The organism is Rhizobium sp. CCGE531, from assembly GCF_003627795.1.
GTDB lineage: Bacteria > Pseudomonadota > Alphaproteobacteria > Rhizobiales > Rhizobiaceae > Rhizobium.
The window spans coordinates 1300721-1313655 of the sequence record NZ_CP032685.1 but is presented as its reverse complement, the minus strand read 5'-3'; the positions used below and the strand labels follow the sequence as shown (position 1 = coordinate 1313655).

The 12935-nt window shown below is 61.6% G+C and carries 12 protein-coding genes and 1 pseudogene; 5 read left to right on the top strand and 8 right to left on the bottom strand.

Annotation, left to right across the window (positions count from 1 at the left end; genetic code table 11):
* Window positions 1-54 precede the first annotated feature (54 nt).
* The 8 genes from CCGE531_RS25605 to CCGE531_RS25570 form a co-directional block, all read right to left on the bottom strand.
* Window positions 55-1146: an LLM class flavin-dependent oxidoreductase gene (locus tag CCGE531_RS25605; protein WP_120668965.1), complete on the bottom strand. Its 1092-nt coding sequence runs from the start codon at window positions 1144-1146 to the stop codon at window positions 55-57.
* Window positions 1143-2846, bottom strand: a complete 1704-nt coding sequence (locus CCGE531_RS25600; RefSeq protein ID WP_120668963.1) for an ABC transporter ATP-binding protein — start codon at window positions 2844-2846, stop codon at window positions 1143-1145. The genes CCGE531_RS25605 and CCGE531_RS25600 overlap by 4 nt, the downstream gene beginning before the upstream one ends.
* Entirely contained in the window at window positions 2825-3673 is an 849-nt protein-coding gene (locus CCGE531_RS25595; RefSeq protein ID WP_120668961.1) for an ABC transporter permease, read from the bottom strand. The genes CCGE531_RS25600 and CCGE531_RS25595 overlap by 22 nt, the downstream gene beginning before the upstream one ends.
* The gene (locus tag CCGE531_RS25590) at window positions 3670-4680 is read right to left on the bottom strand and encodes an ABC transporter permease (protein ID WP_120669441.1); all 1011 of its coding nucleotides are present in this window, start codon (window positions 4678-4680) and stop codon (window positions 3670-3672) included. Before CCGE531_RS25590 ends, CCGE531_RS25595 begins: the two co-directional genes overlap by 4 nt.
* Before the next feature lie 33 nt (window positions 4681-4713).
* The gene (locus CCGE531_RS25585; protein WP_120668959.1) at window positions 4714-6366 is read right to left on the bottom strand and encodes an ABC transporter substrate-binding protein; all 1653 of its coding nucleotides are present in this window, start codon (window positions 6364-6366) and stop codon (window positions 4714-4716) included.
* 332 nt (window positions 6367-6698) lie between these two features.
* On the bottom strand, window positions 6699-7301 hold the full coding sequence (locus tag CCGE531_RS25580; RefSeq protein ID WP_120668957.1) for a DsbA family protein: 603 nt from the start codon (window positions 7299-7301) through the stop codon (window positions 6699-6701).
* A gap of 1 nt (window position 7302) precedes the next feature.
* Window positions 7303-7881: a TetR/AcrR family transcriptional regulator gene (locus CCGE531_RS25575; protein WP_120668955.1), complete on the bottom strand. Its 579-nt coding sequence runs from the start codon at window positions 7879-7881 to the stop codon at window positions 7303-7305.
* 428 nt (window positions 7882-8309) lie between these two features.
* On the bottom strand, window positions 8310-9209 hold the full coding sequence (locus CCGE531_RS25570) for an AraC family transcriptional regulator (RefSeq protein WP_120668953.1): 900 nt from the start codon (window positions 9207-9209) through the stop codon (window positions 8310-8312).
* A 170-nt stretch (window positions 9210-9379) separates the two neighbouring features.
* On the opposite strand from CCGE531_RS25570, the gene CCGE531_RS25565 reads away from it, so the two are divergent.
* The 5 genes and pseudogenes from CCGE531_RS25565 to CCGE531_RS25545 all read left to right on the top strand — a co-directional run bounded on the left by CCGE531_RS25565 (window position 9380) and on the right by CCGE531_RS25545 (window position 12586).
* Window positions 9380-10138 carry an SDR family oxidoreductase gene (locus tag CCGE531_RS25565; RefSeq protein WP_120668951.1) on the top strand — a complete coding sequence of 253 codons (759 nt, stop codon included), beginning with the start codon at window positions 9380-9382 and terminating at the stop codon, window positions 10136-10138.
* Window positions 10139-10187: 49 nt separating this feature from the next.
* A complete protein-coding gene (locus CCGE531_RS25560) occupies window positions 10188-10862 on the top strand; it encodes a glutathione S-transferase family protein (protein ID WP_120668949.1) in 675 nt (224 codons plus the stop codon).
* Between the two features lie 53 nt (window positions 10863-10915).
* Complete coding sequence (locus tag CCGE531_RS25555) at window positions 10916-11530, top strand: isochorismatase family cysteine hydrolase (RefSeq protein ID WP_120668947.1); 615 nt, start codon at window positions 10916-10918, stop codon at window positions 11528-11530.
* A gap of 117 nt (window positions 11531-11647) precedes the next feature.
* Window positions 11648-11998, top strand: a pseudogene (locus tag CCGE531_RS25550) (XRE family transcriptional regulator); the annotation flags it as partial.
* Complete coding sequence (locus tag CCGE531_RS25545) at window positions 11999-12586, top strand: RES domain-containing protein (protein WP_348633021.1); 588 nt, start codon at window positions 11999-12001, stop codon at window positions 12584-12586.
* The last annotated feature ends 349 nt before the right edge of the window (window positions 12587-12935 follow it).

The window sequence follows — 12935 nt, the reverse complement described above, 5'->3', positions numbered from 1 at the left end:
TAGAAAATATTCTCTAATCGCAGGTTGCGGAAGGTTCAAAGTGCGGCGGAAGCCTTACCAGCCGGGGGACCAGCCGAGGTTCGGAGCTATAGTTCCGGCAAGATCGGCCAGCAGCCGGATATTGTCGGCAAGGCCGAAGGCCGGCGGCAGGAAGAGGACGACCTCGTCGGCGGCGGCAAGGCCACGGTCGTTCAGGACGGCCTCGATAACCTGATCGGGCGTGCCGTGAAAAACCGGCGAGATCTGGCTTCCCGGCGGCTGGTTGGTCCGCGCGCTCGGTTCGAGCGCGCCTTTCGGCCGCGATGCGGCAATCCCCTGTGTACGGCGCTCCAGATCATAGGCGGCGTATTTTTCGCGAAGCTCCGGCGTGGTGCCGACCAGGATCGAGGCCGCCACGGCAACAGGCGGCGGCTCGGTTGTGCGCTGGTTGCGCCAGGCGGCGCGAAAGGCCTCGATGCAGCGGGCCTGATAGTCTCCGAAGCTCTCGCCCTCGTCGTGGTCGTGCTGTACGGTTCCGGCGATCAGTCCGATGCCGAGTTCGGCGGCCTGTATTGCCGATCCAAGGCTGGCGGAGCCTTGGCGAATGCGCGAGCGAAGGGTCGGACTGTGCGGCGTCACCCTGAGCTCGCTGCCTTGCGCAGCACCCTGGCCGGATCCTGCGACGGTGTGTAGGACCTCGCCCGAGATCGCCGAAAGAAATCGAGCCTGACGGCGCTTGGCCTCTGTCCGGGCATCGGTTTCGACCGTACCGAAGACGGCATCGAAGGCCGCATTGGAGCCGGTCGAGATCGCCAGTTCCAGCCGGCCGCCGATCAGGAGATCAGTCGTGCCTGCGGCTTCCGCCAGCAGGATCGGATCCTGATAGCGCATCGGAATAACAGCCGACCCCAGCACGATATGGCTGGTATGCTGGCCCGCCGCAGCGAAGAAGGGGAGCGGCGAGGACAGATAGTGGTCGAAATGCCGTTGATAGGCCCAGCCCGACTGATAGCCCAGGCCTTCAGCTGCCTTGAAAAGCTCGATCCCCTCCCGCAAGGCGTGGGCCGCGCCGGTCTCGTCGTTGAACGACACGCGTGTGTTGAAACCAAGCCGCTTCTTCGGGCGGAATGATGCCGACTGCGTCATGGCGGGGGCAATGAGGTTCATGCGATCTTTTCCTCGTGGAAGATCTGCCGGTGTTGCTGATGCTGGGAGCGTGCAAAACGTGCCGCTCCCGACGGGATCGATTCCAGCAGCGAGCGCGTATAGGGCTGGCGGGGCGTGTCGAAGATCTCACCGACGGTGCCATGCTCGACGATGCATCCGTGCTGCATCACCGATACCGTGTGGGCAAGCTGGCGCACGAGAGCCAGATCGTGCGAAACAAAGATATAGGTAAGGCCGAGCTTGACCTGCAGCGACAGCAGCACCTCGACAATGTCGGCCTGAACACTGACGTCGAGCGCGGAGGTCGGCTCGTCGAGGACGATCACATCGGGTTTCAGGACAAGCGACCGGGCAATGGCGACGCGCTGGCGCTGGCCGCCGGACAAGGCGGCGGGCTTGCGGGACAAAAGATGCTCCGCCAACCCGACGTCCGCAAACGCCTTGCGCACCGCGAGCGCCCGCTCCTGATGTGTTCCGATCTTGAAGCGGTCCAGCGGCTCGCGCACGAGTTTCTCGACATTCCAGGTCGGATCAAGCGATGTGAAGGGGTTCTGGTAGACGAGCTGCAGGTGCCGCCAGACAGCCCGCAATTGCCCGGGCGAGCGGCCGTTGACCTGCTCGCCGCCGACCGCGATCCTTCCAGTGTCGGGTTGCTCCAGCCCGAGCAGAAGCCGGATCGCCGTCGTCTTTCCAGATCCGGATTCGCCGACGAGCGCATGGGTCGTGCCGGCCTGAACATCGAATGATACGTCGTTGACGGCTGTCAGAACCTTGCCGTCGACGGTGAAACTTTTCGTCACCCCGCTGACCTCGATCTTCGGTGTCTTCTTGCGCGCGTCGCCAAGAAGCCGGAAGCCAGGCTCCCGCAATGGCCGGTAGCGGTCCGGATTGAGTGACGGCACATCGCCATGGAGCTTTTTGGCATAGGACGAGGAGGGGGCTGCAAATACCGCAGCAGTACTGCCGGCTTCCTTGATGGCGCCGTCCTTGAGAACGACGAGAGCATCGGCGCGCTCGGCGGCGATCGCCAGGTCATGCGTGATCAGGAGAAGGCTGATCTGCAGCTCCTCCTGCAACTTCGACAGGAGGTCGAGAATGCGCTTCTGGATCGTCACATCGAGCGCAGAGGTCGGCTCGTCTGCGACGAGCAGCGACGGACGCGGCAGAACCGCAAGGCCGATCAAGACGCGCTGGAGCATGCCGCCGGAGAGCTGATGGGGGTAGGAATCGTAGACGCGCTGGGGATTGTCGAGCCCGACCTCAGCGAATGTCTCCAGGACGAGCGCCTTGCGTACCACCTTGTCCGGTTCGTCCAGAAGTGCCGCGGCTTCCATTGCCTGTGCGCCGATCGTGCGAACCGGGTTCAGGGAGTTGCCCGGATCCTGCGGCACAAAGCCGATCTTGCGGCCTCTGAATGGGCGGAAGTGGCGCTCCGGAAGCCCCAGAAGTTCCTGGCCGTCGAATTCGACGCGGCCGGCGGCGTGTCCCGTACCGGGCAGCAGCCGCAAGACGGCGCGGGCGATTGTCGATTTGCCCGATCCGGATTCGCCGATCAACGCGAGTCCCTTGCCGCGTGCAAGCTCGAAGCCGACGTCGGTCACGACCCTGTTCGCGCCATAGGCGACCGACAATCCCTCGACCCGCAGCAACGGGGCGGATGGGCGATTTAAAAGCGTGGTCAGTCTGTCTTGCGGAGCCATCGGCTGATCCTGTTTACAGAAAGAACGGTTGCGATCGTGACGAGGGCCGGGGCGTAAACCAGCCAGGGCCACTTGAGATAATCCTTGCCGATCGAGATCAGCAGGCCCCAGTCGGAGGCGGGCGGCGAGTCGCCGTAGCCAAGAAAGGCGAGGCTGGCGATCACCAGGATGGAGTCGCCGAACTGCAGCACGGCAAGCGGCAACACCGATCGCGATGCATTCGGAAGCACATGACGCCACAGAATGTGCCAGCGCGATCCGCCGAGAAGGAACGACGATTCGACGAAGGTCGCAGCCCGTGTCTTGATGACTTCGGAGCGCATGACCCGGGCGAAGAGGGCGACGGCGGAGACGCCCGTTGCGATCGCCGCATTCGTCGTGTCGAAACCGATTGCGGTGACGACGATGACCGCCAGCAGGAATTTGGGGATGGCCAGCAATACATCGACGAGGCGGGCAAAGACCGTGTCGACCCAGCCGCCGAAGAAGCCGGCCAACAGTCCAATGATCCCGCCTGCGACAACGCCGATGACAACGGCGATCAGTGCGCTGGCCACCGACGAGGCCGTGCCATGGACGACTCGGGCATAGACATCGCGGCCGAGATGATCGGTGCCGAACCAATGTGCCGCACTGGGGCCAAGCAGCTTCTGGGCGGGAGTGCCGTTTACCGGATCGTAACTGGTGAAGAGGCCAGGTGCCAAGGACCAGGCGATCGCCAGAGCGAGGACCAGGAACGAAAGGATGACGACAGGCGGCACGCGCAGGCCCGTTAGCCGGCTGATCGCCATCGCGCGCGGGCTGGAAGACATGGAGGCAAGCGTCATCGGGTCACCGCCTTGGAGATGTCGAGCGAACTGTCGTCGGCAGTTGTCGGGCGGCGCTGCTGCGTGCCGAGTAGTTTTACGCGCGGATCGAGCAGCGGATAGGCGAGGTCGGCGATCAGATTGACGACCACAAAGACCACCGCGGCGAGCGAAACGACCGCCTGCAGCACCGGCAGGTCCTGCGTGCTGACTGATCTCTGCACCAGGCTTCCGAGGCCGTTTCGCCCAAACACCGTCTCGGTGATCAGCGAGCCCCCGAGCAATTCGCCGATCGTCAAAGCGACGACGGTGATGACGGGGAGCGATGATGGCTTCAGCAGGTGCATGACGAAGAGACGCATCTGGCCGAGCCCGCGTCCGCGTGCGACGGCGGCGTAGTCCTGGCCGGATTCATGGTCGAGATTGGCAATGAGAACTTCGGCGATCTGCGCGGAGATCGGAATGCCGAGGGCGATCGCTGCGAAAAGCGTTGCCCAGAAACTGTCGGGTTCGATGACGCGAAAGACGCCGAGCTGGAAACCGAAGAGGTGGATCAACACCAGGCCGATCACGAAGTTCGGAACCGACAGGAATAGCGAAGGGAAGCCGCGCAGCAGACCCTGGCCAAACCGCCGGGGCAGAAATTGCGTGCCGTAGGCGATGATTGCCGCTAGGAAAAGAGCAACCGCGAGGCCCGCTGAGGCAAGCACGAGCGTCGACGGCAGAACCTCCGCGATCAGCGTCGCGACCGGCCGGTTGGTCCGCATCGACAGACCGAGATCGCCGGTAACGAAGCCGGAAAAGGCGTTCCAAAGCTGCACGGGGATCGGCTTATCCAGCCCTTGTGCCGCGATGATCTCCTTGATCTCATCCGGCGTGAAGCCGTTCTGCGGATTGTTTAAGACGTTGGTGATCGGATCGCCAGGTAGGATGCTGACCACGACAAAGGTGAAGACATAAGACAGCAGGATCACGACGATCGCCTGCAGGAGCCGCTTTCCGGCGTAGTTGAAATAGGCTTTGCTCATGCCCATCACCTCTGTGTCTGTTGAAGGGCCGGACTACTCGCTCTTCGTTGCGGTGTAGTAGCTGGCATAGGCGACGCCGTTGTAGACCTCGCCCTTGAGCTTCGAAGACTGCACGTAGATGCGCTGGACGATCTGCGTTCGCGGAATGAAATAGCCCTTGTCGAGGACATATTTCTGCAGTTCGTCGAGCAGCGGTTTGCGGGCTTCGATGGAGCCGGCGCCGGCGATCTTGTCGCGCAGGTCATTAAGGGTCTTGTCGCTCTCGTCAAGCGCAAACCAGTTCTCGCCATTGTTGGCATTCGTCAGGATGCTGGCGACGGTGCCGGCATCGATGAAGGAACGCGTCACCTCATAGGCCGGCACTCCCGCGCCGCCATACTTTACCTTCTGGCCGAAGGTGACGACGTCATAGGCACGGATATCGACCTTCCAGCCGATCTTGCCGAGCTGCTGCGAAATTAGTTCGTCGATCGATTTCGATGTCGCAAGGTAGGGGTTCGAGTTCAGAGTCAGGGATAGTGGCTTGCCATCCTTGACGCGGATGCCGCCCGGTCCTTTCTTCCATCCTGCCTCGTCGAGGAGTTTCTCTGCCTTTTCAGGATTGTAGGCGAGCAGAGCGCTCTGGTTGGTCGCGCCTGGAACGTTGCTCTGGATGAAAGACGTCGCAAGCTTCCAGTCGGGCGTATAGACGGTGTCGATAATCTCCTGGCGGTTGATACCGGCCTGAAGCGCCTGGCGAACCTTCACGTCGTCATAAGGGGCAAGCTTGGTGTTAACAGCCCAGCCGTTGACGAAGCCGAGGTAGCGAGGCGTCGCCACTGTCAGGCCTTCCGACTTGAGGGATTCGAGCTCCTGAGGCGATGCATTATAGGCAACGTCGGCCTGGCCGGACTGGACCGCGGCAACGCGGAGCGACGGTTCCGAGACAAGCTTGTAAGTGATTGTATCGAGATGGGCAGGGCCGGTCTGGCCGACGGCCGCGGGACCCCAATTGTAATCCTTGCGCTTGGTGAGCTTGACGTAATCGCCTTCCTTCCAGGATTCGACAACATAGGGGCCGCTGCCCGAGGTCTTGCTGAGATCCGCCTGGGCACTCGCCGGCGAAGCGATAGTTTTCGGGGAAATGAGGATCGAGCCGTGGTAGCCGAGCGTCGGGATGAAGCCGAGGGTCGGCTTCTTGAAGAAGACCTTCACCGTCGTCGCATCGATGGCTTCGGCATGGTCATAGGTTTTGGGGAAGAGGCCGATCGGGTTTATGCCCTCGCTCTTGCGCCCTGCATACCAGATGTCGAGGTTTGCAACGACGGCCGATGCATCAAGCGGGCTGCCATCGGAAAAGGTCACGCCACTCTTGAGATGAAGGGTGAATTCGGTCGCGTTGTCGTTCTGCTCCCAGCGTTCGGCGATCCAGGGGCTGACCTTTCCGTCGGCATCGACATAGAGAAGCTTGTCGGTCACATGGCCCCAGATATGGCCCTGAAAGCTGGAGATGGCGCTATTGTTTGGAATCCAGGTGTCGCCGAGCGAGTCGATCAGGAAGACGACATCTCCGCCGTCACGTGCACCGTCCTCACCCAATGCCGGGGTTACACCCGCTGTTGCGACCAGAGCGGCAAATGCCAATGCAGAGGTGGCGGTCAGCAGACGACGCCGGGAAAGAGGAAAGTGAGAAGAACGGTCGTTCATGAAGCGGTCCTGTTTGATTGCCGGGCTGGTTACAAACAGGAGCCTAAGTGAGTGGATCGGTTTCGAGAAAGACTGGTTGTTCTTTTTCTACCAAAATTGTAGATTATTTTATCAGGACAAAGTGAAGCGCGAGGATCAGGATTTCCAGCGCTTGATCGCCGAGCGGGCGAGATTGGGCGATGTCGTTCTATCTGGCGATAAACGTCATCCTCTCAGGAATAGCTTGGCGGATAAGGCGCCATTTCTCAGTTCCTCTGTCAGCCGTGCTGGCGGCGAGAGAAATCTCGCCTGGCGTAGACGCAGCGCGTCTTCGCCGAGCCTCTTACGGGGTGTCAGACGGCGATCTTCTCACCATTCAGATGCCGTTCCAGGAATGGCAAGCTGTCCTGCCCCCAGTAGAGCTCGTCCTCATAGCGAAATGTCGGGAGGCCGAAGATACCGGCGCTCTTAGCGCCGTCGATGTTGGAGCGCCAGACTGAATGGATCGCCGCCGACTGGGCTCGTTCTTCGAGCCTTGCTCCATCGAAGCCTGCCGTCTCGGCTATCGCCTGGCGCACTGCGCTTCGGCCAATATCATCACCATTCGTCCAGAAGGCGGCCTGAAGGGCGCGGGTCAGCTTGAACCAGTCCAGGCCATCCTCGATGGCAGCAATGACCATGAAGCCCGCGGGAGTCGGATCGGAAAGGGCAGCGCGATTTTCGAAGTTGAGCGTCTTGCCGCGCAATGCCGCCCAGCGCTTCAGGTCCTTGGTCCAGTACGCGCGCCGCGCCTCGGGCCTGTTTCGGGAATAGATGCCGCCGTTGTCCTCTATCACCGAGATGACGAGCGGTCGGATCGACGCTCCATGCCTTCGTGCAAGTTCCGAAAAGGCATCGAGACCGATGAAGGACCAGGGCGAACCGATGCCGAAGAAGTAGTCAATTGCTTTTGTCATGCTATGCCTTTTCAGCATCCTTGATCAGGGAAAGTGCGGCGTCGAAGACGAAAAGGGCGCAGTCTCTGGCGGTCAGCACAGCCCGTGGATCGCGGCCGACGGCAACTGTCGCCAGTGCTCCTTCGTAGAGAAGAGAAAGATGACCGGCCGGCTGACCTGTCTCTACGCCCGCTCTTGTCATGAGCGCTGCAAACATCTGGCTTACCGTTGCCTTGTGGGCGCGCGCAACAGCGACGACGCGCTCTGAATCGCCGTGCTCGGCGACCGCAAGAGCAAATGCACAGCCTCGAAATTCAAAGCTATCTGCCTTCTCGTGCAGACGTTCGAAGATCAGCTTCAGCTGATCGCGCGAATCTGGCGCCTCGTCCAGCACGGATTCGAGAGAGCGGATGACCCGCTCATGGCGATCCTGAAGATAGGCCGCGACGAGATGGTCCTTGGATGGAAAATGCCGGTAAAGCGTTGCCTTGGCGACTTTGGTTTCGTCGATGATGCGATCGATGCCGACAGCGCGGATACCCTCGCGGTAGAAGAGCGCGCCGGCTGACGCAAGGATGTGATCTGAGATGGAAGCTTTCATAACTTTCTGGCTTGATATCGCTCGATTGGGCGCTCGGTCGAGGGCATGATCGCATCTCTTCTAAACCGCCATCTCGGGAGGAGAAAGACCGGTCGTTCCACTTCTTGGGTCGTCTTGAGGATTTTTTTCCAAGTCGGAGATCATGGCAATGTTCAAGGAGGTATGCTGGCTTCGCTTGCTGATCGCGCGAAGGGAGTGGTTTGTCGCCTAGCTGACGTCGCTCGAGCGTCGCGACAATCCAGCTCTCTAGCAGATCGATGGCGGCCTAGTAAGTGCCATTATAGCGGCTTACGCCACGCGGGGTCATGACTTTCAATGGTTTAGCCGAATCAATAGCTACGCCGATGGTTTATATCCCGTCAAGGCGTTCAGGCTTCGCGCCCTTATCTCGGCAGCCGAGCATCGCAAACACTATGCATGACGGCCGATTACGCCGCCGCTGAGCTGCCGATCGCCTGCCTGAGCTGACGCATGTCGCGCACAGGGGGTGCGCCGAATTGCCTGAGATATTCGCGACTGAATTGCGAGGCGCTTTCGTAACCGACTGCGAAGGCTACATCTGAAGCGGTTCGGTCACCGGAGAGCAGCAGTTGTCGCGCCTCCTGCAGGCGAAGCTGCTTCTGATACTGGATCGGGCTGAGGCCGGTCAGCGCCACGAAGTGGCGATGTAGGCTCGCGCGGCTCATACCGCTTGCTTCGCACAAGGCCTCGATCCGCAGCCGCGTGTTGTGGTGATCGCGGATCCATTCGACCGCACGCCGGATTCGGCCAAGCGCCCCCTCGGGCCGGGCGATATGACGCAGCAGACGCCCCTGCGGTCCCTGCAGGAGACGATAGAGCAACTCGCGTTCCGCCATCGGTGCCAGAACCGGAATGTCGCCCGGCGTGTCAAGCAACGCGAGCAGGCGCAGCAGCGTGTCGCGCAGCGGCGGGGTCATCGGATTGATCGCAATCCCGATGCCAGGCGCATCGGCGTCGCGCACCGGCGGCATAGTGGACGCGACCTCGGCCAGCAGTGCTGGGTCCAGGACGAGCGAAACCGCAACATAGGGCCGGCCGTCACCAGCATTGTGGATCTGGCCGCTCAGCGGCAGATCCAGCGCGCTGACGAGATACTGCGCGGAGTCATAGCACAACAGATTGTCGTGGATCGCCACGTCCTTCGATCCCTGCAGGATGAAGCAGATCATCGAGCGGTACAGGCACGGCGACGTGCCGGAGGTCGCTTGCCCCACGCCGATCTCCAGTCGCGGGATCGGCGTAACGGTCACCCCCGATCGCGCGTGGCGCAGGGCGAGGTCGATATGCGGCTGGAGATGCTCGGTCATGAGCCTTCTATGGCATTGTTTTTCGGACAAGCAAAGACCTTGAGACAATCAGGCAATAGATTGAGAGCATTGGGCGGGCGGTCGCGGCCCGCTCGGCCTATCTGGTTGGTATCGGAACGACACCGCAGCGGTGCGGCATTCCGGCGAGATCATTCAACAAAGGACAGACCATGACCAAGCAGATCGCACTCGTCACCGGCGCCAGCCGCGGCCTCGGCCGCAGCATGGCGCTGCATCTTGCCAAGCGTGGCGTCGCCATCATCGGCACCTATCGCAGCGGGGAGGCAGAGGCCGATACGCTGCGCCAGGAGATCGAAGCGCTGGGCGGCAAGGCCGCGATGGTCGCGCTCGACGTCAGTAATTCGGCGAGCTTCCCGGCATTTGCCGAGACAGTCGCCGACACGCTGAAGACCCGGTTCGGCCGCGAGCAGTTCGACTACCTGGTCAACAACGCCGGCCACGGCCTGTACGCACTCCTGACCGACGCGACCGAGGAACAATTCGACTCCCTGATCGACACGCATCTGCGCGGCCCGGTCTTCCTGACGCAGAAGCTGCTACCGCTGATCGCGGACGGCGGGCGCATCCTCAATGTCTCGTCGGGCTTCGTGCGCGTGACGATGGCGGGCTACGGCCTCTATGCGGCGGCGAAGGGGGCCATCCAGACGCTGACCAAGTTCATGGCGGTCGAGCTGGGCGCGCGGCAGATCCGCGTGAACACGATCGCGCCGGGCGCCATCGCGACCGACTTCGGCGGCGGCGTGGTCCGCGACGATGCGAATGTGAACGCCTTTGTCGCGCAGACCATCGCGCTCGGCCGCGTCGGCCAGCCCGACGACATTGGCGGTGCGGTCGCGGCCATCCTGTCCGACGACATGGGCTGGGCGAACGGCACCACCTTCGACATCTCGGGCGGTCAGGCGATCTGACCGTCGCGCCGCCCTCCATCCGGAATTGCCGTCACATCGAGAGGCCATCATGCCCGACCCCAGCCTGACGCTCATCAGCCATCCGCTCTGCCCGTTCGTTCAACGCGCCGCGATCGTCCTTCTCGAGAAGAACGTACCGTTCGAGCGGATCAATATCGACCTCTCGGCCAAGCCCGACTGGTTCCTGGCGCTGTCGCCGACCGGCAAGGTCCCGCTGCTCAAGGTGCACCAGACCGACGAGGAGGACGCCATCCTCTTCGAAAGCGTGGTGATCTGCGAGTATCTCGAGGAAACGCAGGGCGGCGCGTCGATGTATCCCGACGATGCGCTGCAGCGCGCCCGACAGCGCGCGTGGATCGAGTTCGCCACGCAGACCCTGGCCGATGGCTGGCAGTTTCTCAACGCCACCGATCCGGCGATCGCGGACGCCAAGCGGGCCGCGTTCCGCGACCGGCTCCAGAAGCTCGAGGCGGAGCTGGGATCGGGGCCGTATTTCGCCGGTGCCGCCTTCGGCATGGTCGATGCGGTCTATGCCCCGCTCTTCCGCTATTTCGCGATCATCGATCCCGCGGTATCGCAAGCGATCTTCGAAGGCTTCCCGCGTGTCTTGGCGTGGCGGGCGGCACTAGCGGCGCGCCCGAGCGTCAGGAACGCGGTGGTCGAGGACTATGCTGACCGCTTCCGCGAACATCTGCGCCAGCATCAGGCTCTCCTCGCGGCCTGACGCCGATTGCAGGGGCGAGCACCCGAACATCATCCAAACAAAGGAGTAACATCATGATCGACCATGCATCCAACGATGCCAACGCCAGGAGCGCGCTGATCCTCATCGAATATCAGAACGACTGGCTGGCTCCCACCGGCGGCATCAGCGGCCAGTTCCAGGACCGCGAGCAGATCGACACCGCGGTCGCCAACTCGAAGAAGCTCCTCGAAGAAGCCCGTCGCCGCAACATCGAGGTCATCCACGTCAGGATGGTGCTCGAATCGACCTACCGGGTGCTGGGCGAAGGGAAGTACGGGCTGCGCAAGATGGTGCGCGATTATGGCTCGTTCCTCGGCGATCAGACCGATTTCTTCCCAGGGTTCGAGCCTCGTGACGGCGAATATGTCATCAGCGAGCGCACGGGCGGCAGCAGCGCCTTTGCCGCCACCACGCTCGACAGCTATCTGCGCAATAACCGGATCTTCGACATCTACGTCATGGGCTTCGCGCTGCGGCAGTGCGTCGAGTCGACCGTGCGCAACGCCCACGATCTCGGCTATCACACCAACGTCATCTACGATGCGTCGGCGGCCTTCACCAGGGAACAGCAGACCTCGTTCCTGAGCGACATCGCACCTTTCTACGCAAATGCGATCACGACGCAGGCATTCATGGCGCAAGCTTAAGTCGTGGCGATGCCGAGCTCCGCCGAGGCGGCGCTGGGCATCGTTTGTCCGGAGGCAGCGCTCATCAACGAGGCGGGCAACCATCTGGGTGAACTGCTCATTCCCGCCTTCGGTGTAGCGGAGATCCTGGGCGACGATGAGATGCTGAGTGCAGACGCGTTTTCGGATCTCTTGGGCGTTTCGCGGGTCACGGTCAACACGAAGCGTCAAAGCGGACAGGTGCTTGGCCTGGATGGTGCCAAACGTGGTTTTCGTTTCCCTGCATGGCAACTCGATCAGGACGGTCGCCCTTATGCCGCGCTCCCGAGACTGCATGAAATCTTGGCAGGAGCCTGGGCGGCCTACCGCTTTCTGGTCTCGTCACATGGGGCGCTTGACGGTCGCACGGGACTCGATGCCTTGAAGCGAGGTCGGGACGCCGATGCGATCGCCGCGGCCGAAAGTGTTGCCCGCGGTGACTTTCGCTAAATGACCGGTATCAAGCCGCCTGCCGGTTTCGAACATACGTCCCTCGATCTCGAAGTCATTCCTTCAAGCTCTCGTTTCGGCCGGATCTATGCGAGCGTCTTTCCTGACCCGTTGGGCTTTGGAAAGACGCCGAGCCGGTTCAGCGATCCACGCCGGCGTGAAGCCGCAAGGCGGTTCGGTGTGCACTATTTGGGTGATACGCTCAAAGTGTGCTTTTTGGAGGCCGTGCTTCGCGATCGCCGCGACGGTCTGATCGGAGATCTCCCGATTGAGGAGGACGAAATCCATGCACGACGGTTCGCCGAGATCGAAACGGCAGAAAAACTTCGACTTGTCGACCTGCGCGATGATCATGCTGTCAGAATGGGTGTTCCGACTGACGTTGCGAAATCCTCGCGCCAAAGCTTGGCGCGCGCGTGGTCGCTGGCGTTCCACGAACACAAATCCCTACCGGACAAGCATCATCCATCCTTCGCGGCTCAACGGGCACACGAACATCGTGGTATTCGGACGGGCCGTCTCGAAACTCGCCCCGGTACGGATCGTGCCCTTGATAGGCGCGACCGGCCTTGCCGCTGTGATCAATGACCTCCGGGTCAGCTTGGTTTGAGGAACTAGCGATAGAGACGCGAATCTCTGCAGTTGTTCCTCAATCTCTGCCGCAGGCTCATCTTGAGGCATGCCGATCTAAGTCATTGCCTTCAAAAGGAAATTCAACTGCCGCGCCGCTAAGCGGTAACGGGCTTTCGGTTCACATCCCTTCAAGAGCTTCGAAAACTGCTCGGCGTTAGTCACACAGGCGGAGCCAACACCCGGTGCTTGCGTTGCTCATACGGTCGATATGGGCGAATTGGCCGCAGCAAGGACGGCCAGACTTCGGCCCATGGCGCCGAACGTCTTCGATCGGACGTAGTTATGCCCGCAACCAGGGGTTATG